Annotated in this window: 14 protein-coding genes; 10 read left to right on the top strand and 4 right to left on the bottom strand. The window is 43.6% G+C overall.

Translation table 11 applies throughout. The annotated features are described in order from the left end of the window. Nucleotides 1-12: 12 nt before the first annotated feature. Nucleotides 13-675 (bottom strand): HAD family hydrolase, encoded by a 663-nt coding sequence (locus FHS86_RS05485; protein ID WP_429411955.1) that lies wholly within the window; start codon nt 673-675, stop codon nt 13-15. A gap of 253 nt (nt 676-928) precedes the next feature. Continuing rightward, nucleotides 929-3,169: a glycoside hydrolase family 3 C-terminal domain-containing protein gene (locus tag FHS86_RS05480; RefSeq protein ID WP_429411953.1), complete on the bottom strand. Its 2,241-nt coding sequence runs from the start codon at nt 3,167-3,169 to the stop codon at nt 929-931. A gap of 335 nt (nt 3,170-3,504) precedes the next feature. On the opposite strand from FHS86_RS05480, the gene FHS86_RS05475 reads away from it, so the two are divergent. The 4 genes from FHS86_RS05475 to FHS86_RS05460 all read left to right on the top strand — a co-directional run bounded on the left by FHS86_RS05475 (nt 3,505) and on the right by FHS86_RS05460 (nt 8,407). Further along, entirely contained in the window at nt 3,505-4,710 is a 1,206-nt protein-coding gene (locus FHS86_RS05475; RefSeq protein WP_429411951.1) for an aminotransferase class V-fold PLP-dependent enzyme, read from the top strand. A 92-nt stretch (nt 4,711-4,802) separates the two neighbouring features. Next, the gene (locus tag FHS86_RS05470) at nt 4,803-6,479 is read left to right on the top strand and encodes a dipeptidase (protein ID WP_429411949.1); all 1,677 of its coding nucleotides are present in this window, start codon (nt 4,803-4,805) and stop codon (nt 6,477-6,479) included. Nucleotides 6,480-6,653: 174 nt separating this feature from the next. Beyond that, complete coding sequence (gene rplS, locus FHS86_RS05465) at nt 6,654-7,010, top strand: 50S ribosomal protein L19 (RefSeq protein WP_429411947.1); 357 nt, start codon at nt 6,654-6,656, stop codon at nt 7,008-7,010. A gap of 278 nt (nt 7,011-7,288) precedes the next feature. Beyond that, nucleotides 7,289-8,407 (top strand): methyl-accepting chemotaxis protein, encoded by a 1,119-nt coding sequence (locus FHS86_RS05460; protein ID WP_429411945.1) that lies wholly within the window; start codon nt 7,289-7,291, stop codon nt 8,405-8,407. Nucleotides 8,408-8,465: 58 nt separating this feature from the next. Here the strand turns inward: FHS86_RS05460 and FHS86_RS05455 are convergent, their stop codons facing one another. Then, nucleotides 8,466-10,163 carry a M23 family metallopeptidase gene (locus FHS86_RS05455; protein WP_429411944.1) on the bottom strand — a complete coding sequence of 566 codons (1,698 nt, stop codon included), beginning with the start codon at nt 10,161-10,163 and terminating at the stop codon, nt 8,466-8,468. Nucleotides 10,164-10,287: 124 nt separating this feature from the next. Between FHS86_RS05455 and FHS86_RS05450 the strand changes: the two genes are divergently transcribed. From FHS86_RS05450 to FHS86_RS05435, 4 genes are all read left to right on the top strand, one after another. Then, nucleotides 10,288-10,581 carry a hypothetical protein gene (locus tag FHS86_RS05450; protein ID WP_429411942.1) on the top strand — a complete coding sequence of 98 codons (294 nt, stop codon included), beginning with the start codon at nt 10,288-10,290 and terminating at the stop codon, nt 10,579-10,581. A 10-nt stretch (nt 10,582-10,591) separates the two neighbouring features. Then, nucleotides 10,592-10,882 (top strand): cell division protein ZapA, encoded by a 291-nt coding sequence (locus tag FHS86_RS05445; protein WP_429411940.1) that lies wholly within the window; start codon nt 10,592-10,594, stop codon nt 10,880-10,882. Between the two features lie 106 nt (nt 10,883-10,988). Then, nucleotides 10,989-12,545: a ribonuclease Y gene (gene rny, locus FHS86_RS05440; RefSeq protein ID WP_429411938.1), complete on the top strand. Its 1,557-nt coding sequence runs from the start codon at nt 10,989-10,991 to the stop codon at nt 12,543-12,545. A 171-nt stretch (nt 12,546-12,716) separates the two neighbouring features. Continuing rightward, nucleotides 12,717-13,346, top strand: a complete 630-nt coding sequence (locus FHS86_RS05435; RefSeq protein ID WP_429411936.1) for an NAD(P)H-dependent oxidoreductase — start codon at nt 12,717-12,719, stop codon at nt 13,344-13,346. Between the two features lie 43 nt (nt 13,347-13,389). Here FHS86_RS05435 and FHS86_RS05430 read toward each other — a convergent pair whose 3' ends face one another. Beyond that, on the bottom strand, nt 13,390-14,262 hold the full coding sequence (locus FHS86_RS05430) for a nucleoside phosphorylase (protein ID WP_429411934.1): 873 nt from the start codon (nt 14,260-14,262) through the stop codon (nt 13,390-13,392). Between the two features lie 165 nt (nt 14,263-14,427). Between FHS86_RS05430 and def the strand changes: the two genes are divergently transcribed. Both def and FHS86_RS05420 read left to right on the top strand, forming a co-directional pair. Next, complete coding sequence (gene def, locus FHS86_RS05425) at nt 14,428-15,060, top strand: peptide deformylase (protein ID WP_429411932.1); 633 nt, start codon at nt 14,428-14,430, stop codon at nt 15,058-15,060. A gap of 106 nt (nt 15,061-15,166) precedes the next feature. After that, entirely contained in the window at nt 15,167-15,982 is an 816-nt protein-coding gene (locus tag FHS86_RS05420; protein WP_429411930.1) for a prohibitin family protein, read from the top strand. Nucleotides 15,983-16,033 lie beyond the last annotated feature (51 nt).

Raw genomic sequence — 16,033 nt, 5'->3', positions numbered from 1 at the left:
CCAGAATGAAGTTTACCACAAGTGAATGAGCCAGCCCTTATTCAGTGCAATCCGTTTGAGTTTTTTATCAGGAGCAATGCACACCGGGAAACCCACTTTCTCGAGGGCCGGAAGGTCATCGATTGAATCGGCATAATAGGCAGCATCCTTGAGCTGATAATTTTTACGCCGACAAAATTCGGTGAGCCGTTTAAGCTTTTCATCTCTGAAACAATATCTTCCAACAGGTTTGCCGGTGTATACACCATCGATCACTTCCAGTTCGGTGCATATCACTTCATCTACATTAAGATGCTTACCCAGGGGCATGCATATTGACTGAATGGCCGATGACAGTATGACCACTTCGGTGCCCTGTTGCTTCAGCCGCTTTATTTCCTTGATGATGTTGGGCCTGATATTGGGCAATAACTCGGTATGAAATATTTCTTTTGATATTTTATTGAAGGTGTCTTCGGATAAACCATTCAGCCAGCTTCCCATTTTACTGATGATCTGATGGGTGTCCCTGAGCTCGAATTTATATTGAATTGCAGCATAAACTGCTTTAATCATGCCAAGTGTGTTCATCAGTCCACGACGATAGGCCTGGCGTATTAAAGCCTCACCACTGTTGATCTTCAAAATGGTTTTATCGATGTCGAAAAAGGCGATATGTTGTGGTTTGTTATTCACGCTTCAAAGCTACATTGTATGTTTCATTTCTATATTAAGGGCTGGTTAACTTTGTATTAGCAAAACAGCATGCGCTGTTGTCCGTTTTCAGCTTTCTTCAAATATAAAAGAAAAATACAATTAGCAAAGCCAAATTGTTTTCCATTTGAATAAAAAGTTGGGAAAAGAAGTCTTTTCATTAAGCTATTAAAGCAAAAAAAGCGACAATGGAAGCTGCATTCCATTGTCGCTTTCTCTAGAATAGTTGATTCTCTTATTGAATTGTAAATGTTGCTTCAGCACGTAAATCGCGCGAAGAGCTGCCTGTCATCAGGGTGTATGTGCCGGGTTCAAGCACCCAGCTGCCTGCTGTTTCGTCGTAGTAGGCAAGGTCGCTAGCGTCGAATGACAATTCGACATTCTTTTTACCCCCGGCTGGTATCATCACCTTCCCGAAAGCTTTTAACTCCTTATCGGCCCGCATGATCTGGCTGTTGTTATGACGAACATAACACTGAACGACTTCTTTGGCATCGTAAGCACTTTCGTTTTTAAGTGTAAGGCTTAGTTCGATGCGATCGGAGGCAGTAAAGTCAGCTGCATTCAGCTTCAGATTGTTGTAGCTAAAATTGGCATAGGAGAGACCGTGGCCAAAAGGATAAGCCGGACTGATATTTTTGGTATCGAACCAGCGGTAACCAACCAGTATGCCTTCTTTGTATTCCATTACCCCGTTTGCACCAGGATAAGCATCGAGTGCATGAACACCCACATCGCTCAGTTTCTCGGGGATGGTGAAAGGCAGCTTTCCCGAAGGTACCACGTCGCCAAACAGTACGTCGGCAATGGCAGTACCGGCTTCTGAGCCATTGAACCATCCGTATAAAATGGCAGGTACCAGGTTCTTTGAAACATTGAGATTAACTGGAGCACCGGCAACTACGACAACGATTGTATTTGGATTGGCTGCCGCCACCGCCCTGATCAGTTCATCCTGGCCGAAAGGCAGGTCGAGCGAAGCACGATCGAGGGTTTCGGTCTCAATTTCACGTGTATTACCGGCAAAAATCACCGCCACATCCGAACGCATGGCGGCTTCAACTGCTTCGTCGATTAACTGTTCGTCGGGCGTTTTTACTGCCGGTGTACGCCAGTTTCCTTTTTCTTCAAACATTTGCCGGTAACCCAGGGCATAATTGATTTGAACCGATTTGCCCAGTTTGTTTTGTAAGCCTTCGAGTGGGCTAATTTCGTATTTAGGTTTTACACCGGCAGTAAATCCACCTTTAGCCTGCGAGCGGTCGGCATTGAAGCCAATTACGGCGATACTTTCAATTTTGTCCTGTCGCAGAGGCAAAAGCTGCTTGTCGTTTTTCAAAAGCACGATGGCTTCCGAGGCCACATCGTAGGCCGTTTGAGTGGTGCGTGGAGAAACCAGTTCTCCTTGCACTCTTTCGCCTTCCATTTTATTCAAATTGAGGCTGACTCTTAGAATTCGTTTTACCTTATCGTCGATTACCGACATGGGAACCACACCGGCCAGCACCGAATCACGCAAGGGATGCCCGAGGAAGTTCTGATCGTAGTTCTGATCGATGGTATGGGTGCCCATTTCCACGTCGAGACCGCCCAGGGCTGCGGTTACCGTGTTGTGGGTGGCTCCCCAGTCGCTCACGATCATTCCCTGAAATCCAAATTCGCCTTTAAGTACCTGATTGTTCAGGTAATCGTTCTGGCAGAGATATTCTCCTCTGAAGCGGTTGTAGGCGCCCATCATGCCCATGGCGTCGGCGTCGTGCACAGCAGCCTTGTATGCCGGAAGATAAATTTCCCTGAGGGCTCTTTCGCTCACTTCAATGCTCACACTGTTGCGTTCAAATTCCTGATTGTTGGCTGCAAAATGTTTTACGCATACCGCAACGTCCTTACTTTGAACACCACGCACATATTCAACCGTGATTTGGGAATTAAGATAGGGATCTTCAGAAAAGTATTCAAAAGTCCGTCCACCAATGGGTGTACGCATAATGTTCACAGCAGGTCCCAGGATCATGTCTTTATCTCGTGCTCTGGTTTCGAGTCCCAGTGCTTCACCGTATTTTCTTGCAAGTTCCTTGTTCCATGTGGCTGCCAGGGCCGAACCGCTTGGGAAAAAGGTAGCTGAGTCGTCGGCCAGATTGAGCGGATTCCATGAGTGTCTTTCGAGCTCCTCACGCACGCCGTTGGGGCCGTCGGTGTAATGAAACTCAGGTATTCCCAGCCTTTCGACACCACCCGACACAAACATTCCTGTTCCATGCAACATGCCAACTTTTTCGTCGAGGGTCATTTGTGCAATCAGGCTGTCGATGCTTGATTCATAGCGGGGATCAAACCTGTAGCTTGTATCTTCTGGCGCTTTTTCTTCGGCGGTACTGCACGAAAGCGCAATAAAAGCCATAAGGAATACAGTCGTACTGAATCTTTGGAGTTTAAATACTTTTTTTAAAACGGGTAAGTCGAAATGCTTTGCCATAAATAGTTGTTGTTAAAAATGAATGAAGCACCGATTGTTTCGGCTTTTGTTTTCAAAGCTGACGGCATCCTTTTGTTTGATCAGTTTCAAAGTTGCTGTTAGCACAGAAAGATGCAAAAATAGTATGCTTGATGCATTATTTCTGCGGTATTTGTATCGTATATGGGGTGATTTTGATTATTGAGGGGTGCATTTTTTGCATCCAATGAAGCTTGTTGCTTCCCCCGGATGTGTTAAACTTTGTTTTAGTTCATGAAATGACATGCCAACAAATATCATTTTTATGCCGGCAATGTAGGATTAACTTGTTCATGAACTTTAAAACTGATAAAACTATGAAACATGATCCGGCATCAAATGTGCAGTTTCTAAAACAATTTGGCGAGTTTGGAGGCGTAAATCCTTCCATTACCGACTCGTCGACCTACACCTTCATGCATGCTCACGATATGGAAGAAACTTTTCACGGGCATACCGAGGGGTGCTTTTTGTATTCACGTCACTGGAATCCGACCAATAAATACCTGGCCGAAGCGCTGGCGGCCATGGAAAATACAGAAACCGCATGGATTACCTCGTCGGGAATGGCTGCCATTACCTGCACCTTATTGCAACTTTGTAAAAGCGGCGACCACATAATAACCAGTATAACAAGCTATGGCGGAACCTATGCTTTTCTGAAAAACTGGTTGCCTCGTTTTAATATTGAAGTAAGTTTTGTGGATATAAGCAATCTTGAAAGTGTTAAGGCAGAAATCAAATCGAATACCAGGGTTATCTATACTGAAATGCTTACAAATCCTTTGCTTCAGGTAGCCGATGTACCTGAGTTGTCGGCGCTGGCTCATGAGCATGATATTAAGCTGGTTGTCGACAATACTTTTACCCCGATGATATTCTCTCCGGCTATTTTAGGTGCCGATGTGGTTGTTTATAGTATGACCAAATTTATTAATGGGAAAAACGATTGCGTGGCCGGTGCAATTTGTGGCAATAATCAATTCATTGAGGATTTGTCGAATGTGAATGATGGAACAGCGATGTTGCTGGGACCGGTTCTCGATCCGTTACGTTCATCGTCGATTTTAAAGAATATACACACCTTGCATATTCGAATGCAACAACATAGCCGAAACGCAGCTTTTTTGGCAAGCCGCCTTGAAAGCATGGGCCTTGCAACGCGTTATCCCGGTTTGGAAAGCCATCCGCAACATACATTGCATAAAAAGCTGATGAATAAGGATTTTGGTTTTGGTGGCATGTTGACCATTGATTTGGAAACAACTGAAAGAGCTGATCTGTTTATGCAGGAAATGCAAAATGCAGGGGTGGGTTATCTCGCAGTAAGTCTTGGATATTTTAAAACGCTCTTCAGTTGTTCAGGGAAAAGCACCTCATCGGAAATTCCTCCAGAAGTTCAGAAAGAGATGGGCTTATCAGCAGGTCTTGTCAGGTTCTCGGTTGGGCTCGATCACGATATTGAAAACACTTTCAATTTAATTCACAAGGTGTTTCAACAGTTGAAAGCGGATAATGAATAGCTGCTTTCACTTTTGAAAGTGAATTCATTAGTTTTATTATTTTTGTTGCACAGAAGCAAGTTTAATCCGTTTACACGACAAGAAAATTCAATATGAGAAAACAAGTTCTGACAACAGTTTTACTGTTCGCCACGGTGGTTTACAGCCTGGCATGTACCAATTTTTTAGTAACCAGGGGCGCCTCTTCCGATGGTTCAACCATGATTACCTATGCGGCTGATTCCCATGTTTTATATGGCGAGTTGTACTTTACACCGGCAGCTGATCATCCGATCGGATCGATGCTCGATGTTTATGAGTGGGATACCGGTAAATACCTCGGACAAATTGAACAGGTGCCTCATACCTACAGTGTTGTGGGAAATATGAATGAACACCAGCTGGCAATAGCCGAAACCACCTTTGGTGGTCGCAAGGAGCTTTCAAGCCAGGCCGGGGCAATAATGGACTATGGTAGTTTGATATACATTACCTTGCAAAGAGCAAAAACGGCCCGCGAAGCCATTGAAGTGATGACCGGACTCGTTGAAAAATATGGATATTACAGCTCGGGTGAATCGTTCTCACTTTCCGATCCCGAAGAAGTTTGGATTTTAGAAATGATTGGAAAAGGTGAAGGTGAAAAAGGTGCCGTGTGGGTTGCACGCCGTATCCCCGATGGCTACATCAGCGGACATGCCAACCAGGCACGTATTACTACTTTTCCGCTTAACGACCCGCAAAATTGCATCTATTCAAAGGACGTTATTTCATTTGCTCACCGCAAGGGCTGGTTCGACGGACTGAATAAGGATTTTAGTTTCTCAGATGTATATGCTCCTGTTGATTTTGGTGCAGCACGTTTTTGCGATGCCCGTGTTTGGGCAGGGTTCCGGAAGGTAACTGGCGGAATGGATCAATACACCGACTATGCCATGGGAAAAGTTGAATACGGAGAACATGGCTTTGCCACCAACCGTATGCCCCTTTGGATTAAACCCGATGGAAAAGTGAGCGTGGCCGATGTGATGGGAATGATGCGCGATCATTATGAAGGAACGCCCATGGATATGACCACCGACCTGGGTGCAGGTCCGCATTTGCTGCCTTATCGCTGGCGCCCGATGACGTTCACTGTCGATTCAGTGGAGTACGTTAATGAAAGAGCAATTTCAACCCAGCAAACAGGTTTTTCGTTTGTTACGCAAAGTCGTGGTTCTTTACCCGATCCCATTGGCGGCATCCTTTGGTTTGGTGTCGATGATACATACAGCACCTGTTACGTTCCGATGTATTGTGGGATTACCGAGGTGCCTGAATCGTTTGCAGTAGGCAACGGCGATTTACTTACCTACAGTGAAACTTCTGCTTTCTGGACCTTTAATATGGTAACTAATTTTGCCTACCTGCGCTACGACGACATGATTAAGGATGTTGTTGAGCTGCAACAGGAACTCGAAGGTGACTTTATCAAAAAAATACCGGCAGTTGACGCGGCAGCCCTGGCATTATGGGAAAGTGGAAACCGTGAGCTGGCCATTGATTTTCTGACCGACTATTCAGTTAACGCCGGAGATAATACAGTAAAACGCTGGAAAGAACTGGCACAATACCTGCTCGTTAAGTACAAAGACGGAAATGTAATGAAGGAGGAAAATGGTCGTTTTGTACGAACAGAAACCGGAATGCCAGCCAGCCCCGATCAGCCGGGGTATCCGCAGGAGTGGTACCGCAGTGTTGTGAAGCAAAATGGTGAAAAATTGAAAGTTACCGGAGAAGCAGCACACTAAAATAAGAAAGAAGGACACTGCCTTCGGTTTTAGAAGTTTTTTTAAAGGCAATATTTTATGGTGTGGAAAAAAATTTCTACTTTTGCCGCGCCTTTAAGAAGAAGGTAGTCGCAATCTCTTACTAACATAGCTATCAGGTAATATTGCGCATAGAAACAAATAAAACTGTTGATGATGGATGCTATTAAAATTGCAGAAAACGCTTTTGCAAACGAAGAAGCAAAACAACATCCTGCTTTTAATTCGGGTGATACCATTACTGTTCACTACAAAATTAAAGAAGGAAACAAAGAACGTATTCAGAATTTCCGTGGTGTAGTGATTCAAACCAAGGGAAGCGGTGTAAGCGCTACTTTTACAGTACGTAAAATGTCGGGTAACGTTGGTGTTGAACGTATTTTCCCGCTGTCATCTCCTTTTATCGAGGAGATTGAAATTAACAAAGTAGGTAAAGTACGTCGTGCCCGTATTTATTATTTCCGCAAACTTACAGGTAAAAAAGCCCGTATCAAGGAAAAAATTCGTCGCTAACAATTCTTTTGTTAATGATAACAGCCCTGTTTTTTTTGAAAGACAGGGTTTTTTTATTTTCTATATTTTACCTTAAGTTCCAGTGAATTCAGTTTTGAAGGCAATAGGCAGTACAGCTTTTCATTTGTTTTTAGTTATACTTCGTTACTTCTTAATTTTTTTTATAACTGTAAGCTCTTTTTTCTTATCTTGAAAATCTTTTGTACAGCTGGTTTTCTGCCATTTGTTGCATGGGAATACTGTCGAAACCAAACCTGACTAATTAAACCTGTTTCGCTATGATTTCAGTATTGCATTTTTCATTGATTGTAATTGCTGTGATGTTTACAGTTTTTGTTGGAAGTCTTCTGTTTTATAAAAAATCAATTGTCATTATTGCAGGGGTGATTGCAAACAATATGGCCGGGCTTACTGCCATCTTTACTTACATCATCGCATCAAAGGGTATCGATCAGCTTTTGTGGGTGCTCCCTGCCCTGGGCGGTATAACCATCGTCAATTTTTATGTGATGCACCGTGAATTAAGCCTGCCATTTCAACTGCTTAAAAGAGACATCGTTGGGAATATGGCACAGGGAAATCTCAACTTCGAGTTCGATAGCCGTTTAATCAATCGTCAGAATGAGTTCGGAGCAATTGCTTTGGCCATGCTCAATATGCAGCACGAATTAAAGAAGGCAACCAGTCATATCAATGAAATATCAAGGGAGATTGTCTTGTCATCGGCTCAGCAAAACGATGCGGCCTTGTCGATTTCGTCAAGTGCAAGCGAACAGGCATCATCAACCCAGGAGATATCGGCCACCGTTGAGGAGATTGCTTCAACCACCCATCAAAACAGTGAAAATGCCGGAGAAACAGCCGGTATCATGAAAACCGTGGTTGAGCGCATGATCCAGCTGGAAAAAGTATCGTCAGAAAGTTTGAAATCGGTCAGTGACATTATCGAAAAAATTGGGGTGGTTAACGAAATTGCCTACCAAACCAATATCCTGTCGTTGAATGCCTCGGTAGAAGCTGCCCGTGCGGGAGCAGAAGGCAGAGGCTTTGCAGTGGTGGCCAATCAGGTTAAGATGCTGGCCGAAGACAGCAGGGTGGAAGCTGAAATCATTCATGGCCTGTCGGAACTCACCATCAGTAAAAATCAGCAAGCCAATGAATTTGTTAAAACCCTCCTTGATGAAATAGAACAAACATCGATGCTTATTGGTCAGATCAGTTCAGCCAGCCTTGAGCAAAGCAATGGTACCGATCAGATTAACAATGCCCTTCAAAACCTGAATCAGGTGGCACAACAAAATGCAGCTTCATCGGAAGAATTAGCAGCGAATGCAGATGAACTGGCCCTACTCGCCAATAAACTCAAAGCGGGAATGAAGTTCTTTAACGCTGGCTAGCTTCATGGTGGCCATTCTGCTTTTTGATTGTTTTTTAAAAGAATGTTTTAAGATCCAATCAATAGTAGAATGATGCGGAAAATGTGTTGGTGTTTTCTTTTTCATCTGCAACTACGAGCCTCAATTTGTGGTTTTTACCCTTCTTTATTTTCTCGTCGAACTGATAAAACAACAAGTCGCGTTTCGCATCGTATTCAAATAATACCCATTGGCCATCGATGGTTCCCTGGTAGCTTCTGATTCCTGAAAGTTCGTCATCAATCTTAAAACGAATCCGGTCCGCCTCAAGCAAAGTATTGTTTTTTATGCTAAGCGATCTTACCTGAGGGGCAATGGTGTCGGCAACAACACATACATCACCAAAATTACGGGTGGAGGTCTTAACCCAGCCCTCTTCAAATTGCCCCCCCCAACTACTGTATTTTTTTGTAGGAATGTCGAAAGAAGCAATTAGCACTTTTGATTCAAGATGCCCGGGGATGTTTTCTGCTTTTATGCTTAGTTCGGCTGGTAAATGCAGCGCTGTGGTGCTATTGTGAACCCGGTGCAGTGCCGACAATGCCCCTTCGGGAACCAGTCCTTTTTGATATTGAAAGTCGATGTCGGTATAGAGTGCGTTGACTGGCAAATCGAGACGAATATTGTCTGTTTCGAAGTGGTTCGATGTATAATAGCTGAAACGGGTTCCGGTTGGAGCAGGGTGTTTAAGGGGCCTGGTCGATTCGACATAAAACTCAATGGTGGAAGCATTCATGCTTACGTCGTAAAGTATGATTTGCACTTTGTGTCGTTCCCCATCGTCGAAATTAAACAATCCGCCATTGTAAGTCTGGCGGTAAATGTCGAGCTGGTTCCCCGGATCGATGTAGGTTTTGTGAATGCGCCTGCGTTGTTCTACCCAGGCTGCATAGTCAATATGACTGTTGAGATAACGCATGGTGCTGTAACTGAGCTCATCGAGCTCAAAAGCATTGATCAGCTGGTTGTCGACCCAGTATTCAAGCTGATAAATTCCACATTTGATCCAGTTGTTGTCGATATAATCGATGGCATCAACACCGAAGCCTGTTTTGCCGTAAAGCCCTATCGACTGCATGCCTTTGAGGTGATACGATCCGCCGTAAAATACCAGTGGTATTTGCATTCGACCTGTTGTTTTTCCTTCAACATGACTTGAATCGCCAACAGGGTAAACAAAGAGATGCTCTGCCACCGGTTTCACCTTGTCCTCTATCTGAAAATTGAAAAACAGTGGATTGACCGGATTTTCACTGGCCGTTTTGCGTAGTTCGAAATGAAGATGAGGGCCGGCCGAGCTGCCACTGTTGCCCGAAAGTGCAATTTCTTGTCCTTTCTTTATTTCAAAAAGTGTTGAAGGTGGAAATAGATTCACTTTGAATTGTTCCTTCTCATATTGCTGAGCCCTTACCCATTCCTCAATGGCCGGGGCAAATGCCTCAAGGTGAGCATATACCGAAGTGTAACCCGAGGGGTGATTAAGGTAAATGGCACGCCCGTAACCTGTTGGCGCCACCACAATTCTTGATACATAACCGTCGTCAATGCTAAAGATGGGTAATCCGGTTCTTCCATTGGTTTTAATATCAATCCCGGCATGAAAATGATTCGAACGGAGTTCTCCAAAATTTCCGTTCAAAACTATTGGAATATTTACCGGTGATGCAAATTCGGGTTCCTGTCCACTTGCTATCATCTTGCATGTAAGCACAATTAATAAAACGGATAAAATTTTCATGTGGTGTTCTTCAAAAAATAAAATGCCAAATTACGATTTCCTTTAGCAATTACAAGTATCAAAAGGGCTCACTTGTTTTCACAATTTGTTAAAAATGTTATTTTTGTGCAGAAATCATCCTGTAATGACAGAGAAAGATCAGCACCTGATTAATGAACTAAAACAGAACATCAGGCGTTTAATCGATGGCCTTGAACAATGTAAAGATGAACTGGAGCAGCTAAGGGATGAAAAAAAAGGCCTTGAACTCCGGTTGGCATCGTACGAAACAGAATACGAGGCACTGAATAAGCGATATGAAAATTTGAAGGTGGCAAAAGTTTTGGCCGAAGGCGATCCTGATCATCAGGCGGCAAAACTTAAAATCAACAAAATCATTCGTGAGGTCGACAAATGCATCGCCCTTTTAAACCAATAAACGGGATGCTATGGATGAAATGTTTACAATAAACATCATGATCGCCGAAAGGCGATATCCGATAAGGATAAAACGTAGTGAGGAAGAAAAGATACGTAAGGCCGCTAAAATTATCAACGAGCGGATTCTGCAATATCAGCAGCGTTATGCGGGAAAAGAATACCAGGATTTCATGGCAATGGCCACCCTGCAGTTTGTAATAGAACTGCTCGACTTGACGGAGCAAAAAGCAATTGACCCGGCCATACAGCAGATTGAAGACATTAATCAGGAACTGACCCGCTACCTGACAAAAATTTGACGTTCTAAAAAATATTATAAATCGCCGCATCTTGACTTTTTGCTGTTTGTATAGCATACAGCTGGGTTAGTTTGCGGATTTTTTTTATCAACTTAATTATTAAACAATGGAATGGACATATATATTAATAATTGCTGCCTTCATTGCAGGTTTCCCAATATCGTATCTGGTATGGGACAGGGCCTTGAAAGGAAAGAAGCAGAAAATGCGGAGAGAGGCCGAAGCCGAAGCCGAAGTATTAAAAAAGGACAAAATTCTCCAGGCTAAAGAGAAATTTCTTCAGTTAAAGTCGGAACACGAAAAGTACATCAACGAAAAAAACAACAAACTGGCTGTTGTTGAAACCCGTTTGAAACAAAAGGAAACAGCCTATTTACAGCGTAAAGATGAACTGAATCGCAAGACAAAGGATTTTGAAACCGAGAAAAGAGAAATCGACATCATTCGCGAAAACCTGAAGCATCAGTTGGAAGTGGTGGAACAGAAAAGCGAAGAACTGGAAAAAATGCATCGTCAGCAGGTTGAGCAGCTCGAAACCATTTCGGGTTTGTCGGCCGAAGAAGCCAAAGCCCAACTGGTTGAATCGCTGAAAAATGAAGCCCAGTCGGAAGCCATGTCCTACATTCAGGAAATCATGGACGAAGCCAAACTGAATGCCAACCGCGAAGCCAAAAAAGTCATTGTAAAATCGATACAGCGGGTAGCTTCCGAAACAGCCATCGAAAATGCAGTAACAATTTTCAACATCGAAAACGACGAAATCAAAGGCCGTATCATTGGTCGTGAAGGTAGAAATATCCGCGCTCTGGAAGCAGCTACCGGTGTCGAAATCATTGTTGATGATACGCCCGAAGCCATCGTGCTTTCGGCTTTCGACCCCGTACGTCGTGAAATTGCCCGCCTGGCATTGCATCAGCTGGTAACCGACGGACGCATTCACCCTGCCCGCATTGAAGAAGTGGTGAACAAGGTAAGCAAGCAAATTGAAGAAGAAATTATTGAAACCGGTAAGCGTACCTGTATCGACCTGGGTATTCATGGAATGCACCCCGAACTGGTTCGTTTGGTTGGAAAAATGAAATACCGTTCATCGTATGGTCAAAACCTGCTGCAGCACTCACGCGAAACTGCCAACCTTTGTGCCATTATGGCTTCGGAGCTTGGACTGAACGCAAAGAAAGCCAAGCGCGCCGGTTTGCTCCACGATATAGGAAAAGTACCCGACGACGAGCCGGAATTGCCACACGCAGTGCTTGGTATGAAACTGGCCGAAAAATACAAGGAGAAGCCCGACATTTGCAACGCCATTGGTTCGCACCACGAAGAAGTAGAGATGCAAACCCTGCTGGCACCAATCGTGCAGGTTTGTGATGCCATCTCAGGCGCCCGTCCCGGTGCCCGTCGCGAAGCGGTTGAATCGTACATTAAGCGCCTCAATGAGCTTGAAAATCTGGCGCTGTCATATCCCGGAGTAACCAAAACGTACGCCATCCAGGCAGGTCGTGAACTAAGGGTCATTGTGGGAAGTGAAAAGATTTCGGATGTCGAAGCCGAACAACTTTCCTACGATATTGCCAAGAAAATTCAGGACGAGATGACTTACCCCGGTCAGGTGAAAATAACCGTAATCAGGGAAACCCGTGCTGTGAGTTACGCCAAGTAAATTTTTATCAACGATACAGAAAAGACTGTCCGCTCCGGATGGTCTTTTTTTTTACAAAGGATAAAATAACGGATAATGACATCTTTTATTTGGATTCTTCCATGGCGGGAAATCTTTAGACCCGCTATTTTTGTACCATTAATAATTGATCACCCTGAAAAAATAATTTAGATGGAACTAATAAAAAATTTACAATGGCGTTATGCCACCAAAAAATTCGATACTTCAAGGAAAGTAAGTCAAAACGAACTGGAACAGATTATGGAAGCCGTGCGTTTATCGGCTTCGTCGTATGGTTTACAGGCTTATAAAGTGCTTGTTGTTGAAGATGAAGCTGTGAGAGAGCAACTGAAAGCAGCTTCGTGGAATCAGCCTCAGATTACCGATAGCTCACACTTGTTTGTGTTCTGTAACTACAAGCAGATCAATGATCAGGTAATCGATGAATTCATTGCATTGAATGCAGGCGTAAAAGGCATTGGCAGTGAAAGTCTGCAACCCTATGCCGATTTTCTTAAAAACAGTCTGACCAGTCGTTCTGAAGACGATCTTCAGGTATGGACGTCGAAGCAAACCTACATTGCACTGGCTAATTTGCTGACTGCAAGTGCCGAGCTTAAAATTGATGCCTGTCCGATGGAAGGCTTTGATGCAGCGGCCTACAACGAAATTCTTGGCCTAAACGAAAAAGGCTTGTCAGCAGCAGTAGTTGCAGCAGTGGGCTATCGTTCAGCAGATGATGAAACACAGTTTGCAGCCAAGGTGAGGAAGATGAAAAATGAGTTATTCGAAATAGTATAAGGCAAAATTTTGCATAAAAAAAAGGGGCCGAAGCCCCTTTTTTTTATGCCTCGGCCAAGCGGTCGAGCAGGTATTTTACAAGTTGCTTCATTTCGGGATGGTATTGCTGATTGGCTTTACCCAACGGCCTGTTGGCAATGATCAGACAAACGGTGAGGGCTTCATGCCCCAAAAGTTTCGACAAGCCATAAATCGCAGAACTTTCCATCTCGTAATTGGTAATTTTCTTTCCAATAAAATCGAAGCTGGCTATTTTTTCATTCAGTTGTGCATCGATCAGTGGCAAACGCAGTACTCTTCCCTGCGGACCATAAAAACCAGGCGATGAAATGTTGATACCGCGTATGATTTCTTCCCCGTCAATTTCATTTAAAAGCGTTTCGGAACAACTGACTACATAAGGGTGAGCAAGCTTTTTGTTCCATTGCATGTGTTGCATAAAGAGTTGCTCAAATTCATTGTCGGACACAATGTCGCGGCCATCGTAAAAATTCAGTAAGCCGTCAAATCCGATCGACAGCTCCGAAACGACATAGGAGTTGAGCGGAATTGCTGCCTGCAAGCTACCCGATGTGCCAATTCGAAGCAGATTCAGTGATGTGAGCATGTCTTTGGGCTGGCGGGTATTAAAGTCGATGTTTACCAGCGCATCGAGCTCATTCACCACGATGTCGATATTGTCGGTTCCTATTCCTGTAGAAAGTACCGAAAGATGTCTTTCGTTGTACCAGCCGGTAACTGTTTTGAACTCCCTGTTTTGTACTTCGTGTTCAATTTCGTCGAAAAAGGAGGCAATCATGTCAACACGTCCCTGATCTCCAACCAGTAAAATTGTGTCGGCAATTTGTCCGGGTTTCAGGTGAAGGTGAAAAATTGATCCGTCGGGATTGATTATTAATTCTGAAGCTTGAATCATATTTTTTATTTTTAATTTAATCTTAATGGACATCAAAGGTACAAAAACCATTCATACGCCCGATTGTTAACATGGTACTCAATTAATTTGAATGTTTAGCACCGAAAGCGTTGAGGCTTTTTGTTTAGCGGGATTATTTGAACTAATTTTGGTAAAATTAAAAACATGAAAAGAGCAAGCAATTCCCTACTGTTTTTACTATTCATTCTTTTTATCGCTGCAGGATGCAACAGGCAAGGATTTAAAGCCAATGAATATCAGCTGATCAATGCAGGTGCAGCCGATGAAATGCTGAGGCTGTTTATCATCGATAATACCGGCGATTCACTTTTGCTGAGGCAGGATGCAAGGCGTTTAAAAAAACGACACCTCGACAGTGAGACCTTTAGCTTACTTAAGTCAAGAATGCTCGCAACCGTGAATGATTCGCTCAATCGTGGTGTTGGCATTGCGGCACCGCAAGTGGGTGTAAGTGTTCGCCTGATAGCTGTTCAGCGACTTGACAAAGCAGGTGAACCTTTCGGGTTTTACATCAACCCGGAAATTCTTGCTTATGGCGACAGTATTATATCAGGCAGGGAAGGCTGCCTTAGTATTCCTCACTACCGGGGAATGGTGGAACGGGCACAAAGCATTGTACTCGAATATACCGACGAGCAGGGCAACAAACAAAATGAAGAAATTTCAGGCTTCACTGCTGTAATTTTTCAACACGAAATCGATCATATCAATGGAGTGCTTTATTACGATCATATTCAAAACGGGTTTAGTTCATTGATACGCATGGATGAACCATAGAAAATAATCAGACTTCTACTTTATGTGACAAGGAGTTAATGAGAAAAATATAACTTAATAGTGGCCTGAAAATGAAATAATTTTAAAAGGAATAAATATTTAAATTATGGATAACAAAAAAACAATTGCAATTGTAATCGGGGTAGCAGCCCTGATTTTATTACTGGTATTTGGTAATCGTACCTTCATCATTCTTCGTGAAACTGAACGGGCAGTAACGTTTAAACCCTTTAGTGTTGGTCTTGATAAAGATCGTGTTTTTGAACCGGGTTTTCATATCATTGCTCCATGGAACCGGGTCATTAAGTACGAAGTAGCCGAACAACAGCGTGAGGAACGAATGGATGTGCTGGATAAAAGCGGTTTGTCGGTCATCATGGACATCACGGTACGTTTTCTGCCCATCCCCGATCGCGTCGGTTACCTGCACGAGCAGTTTAGGGGGGCCTATGTCAATAACCTGGTTATTCCCGAGGTGCGTTCGTCGGTAAGGCGGGTAACCGGTCGTTATACTGCCGAAGAAATTTATTCGACCAAACGCAATGAAGTTGAAAAATCGATCATTGATGAAACCGGCAAGGTTTTGGAGGAAAACAATATCCAGATGCGTGCATTGTTGATTCGTTCGATCAACCTGCCTGAGCAAATTAAAGGTGCCATCGAGAACAAACTGAAGCAGGAACAGGAAGCATTGGCATATCAGTTCCGGCTCGACCGCGAAAGAAGCGAAGCCGAACGTAAGCGCATCGAAGCACAGGGTATTTCCGATTACAACGAGATCATCAGCCGAAGCCTGACTACCAACATATTGAAGCAAAAAGGGATTGATGCAACCCTTGAACTGGCCGCATCGCCCAACGCAAAAGTGGTAGTAGTTGGCGGCGGAGAAGACGGTTTGCCGTTAATTTTAGGGAATAACTAAGCCCAAATGCATATTGAAACCTTGGAAGCTTTCATGATTCAATTATTTTTG

Origin of the sequence: Roseimarinus sediminis (assembly GCF_050433125.1) — a bacterium.
Taxonomy (GTDB): domain Bacteria; phylum Bacteroidota; class Bacteroidia; order Bacteroidales; family Prolixibacteraceae; genus Roseimarinus; species Roseimarinus sediminis.
This window is presented reverse-complemented; position numbering and strand designations above follow the sequence as displayed.

Coding starts and splice junctions, on each gene's coding strand:
- FHS86_RS05480 (WP_429411953.1), bottom strand. CDS start 3,169: ATGGCAAAGCATTTCGACTTACCCGTTTTAAAAAAAGTATTTAAACTC.
- FHS86_RS05475 (WP_429411951.1), top strand. CDS start 3,505: ATGAAACATGATCCGGCATCAAATGTGCAGTTTCTAAAACAATTTGGC.
- FHS86_RS05470 (WP_429411949.1), top strand. CDS start 4,803: ATGAGAAAACAAGTTCTGACAACAGTTTTACTGTTCGCCACGGTGGTT.
- rplS (WP_429411947.1), top strand. CDS start 6,654: ATGGATGCTATTAAAATTGCAGAAAACGCTTTTGCAAACGAAGAAGCA.
- FHS86_RS05460 (WP_429411945.1), top strand. CDS start 7,289: ATGATTTCAGTATTGCATTTTTCATTGATTGTAATTGCTGTGATGTTT.
- FHS86_RS05455 (WP_429411944.1), bottom strand. CDS start 10,163: ATGAAAATTTTATCCGTTTTATTAATTGTGCTTACATGCAAGATGATA.
- FHS86_RS05450 (WP_429411942.1), top strand. CDS start 10,288: ATGACAGAGAAAGATCAGCACCTGATTAATGAACTAAAACAGAACATC.
- FHS86_RS05445 (WP_429411940.1), top strand. CDS start 10,592: ATGGATGAAATGTTTACAATAAACATCATGATCGCCGAAAGGCGATAT.
- rny (WP_429411938.1), top strand. CDS start 10,989: ATGGAATGGACATATATATTAATAATTGCTGCCTTCATTGCAGGTTTC.
- FHS86_RS05435 (WP_429411936.1), top strand. CDS start 12,717: ATGGAACTAATAAAAAATTTACAATGGCGTTATGCCACCAAAAAATTC.
- FHS86_RS05430 (WP_429411934.1), bottom strand. CDS start 14,262: ATGATTCAAGCTTCAGAATTAATAATCAATCCCGACGGATCAATTTTT.
- def (WP_429411932.1), top strand. CDS start 14,428: ATGAAAAGAGCAAGCAATTCCCTACTGTTTTTACTATTCATTCTTTTT.
- FHS86_RS05420 (WP_429411930.1), top strand. CDS start 15,167: ATGGATAACAAAAAAACAATTGCAATTGTAATCGGGGTAGCAGCCCTG.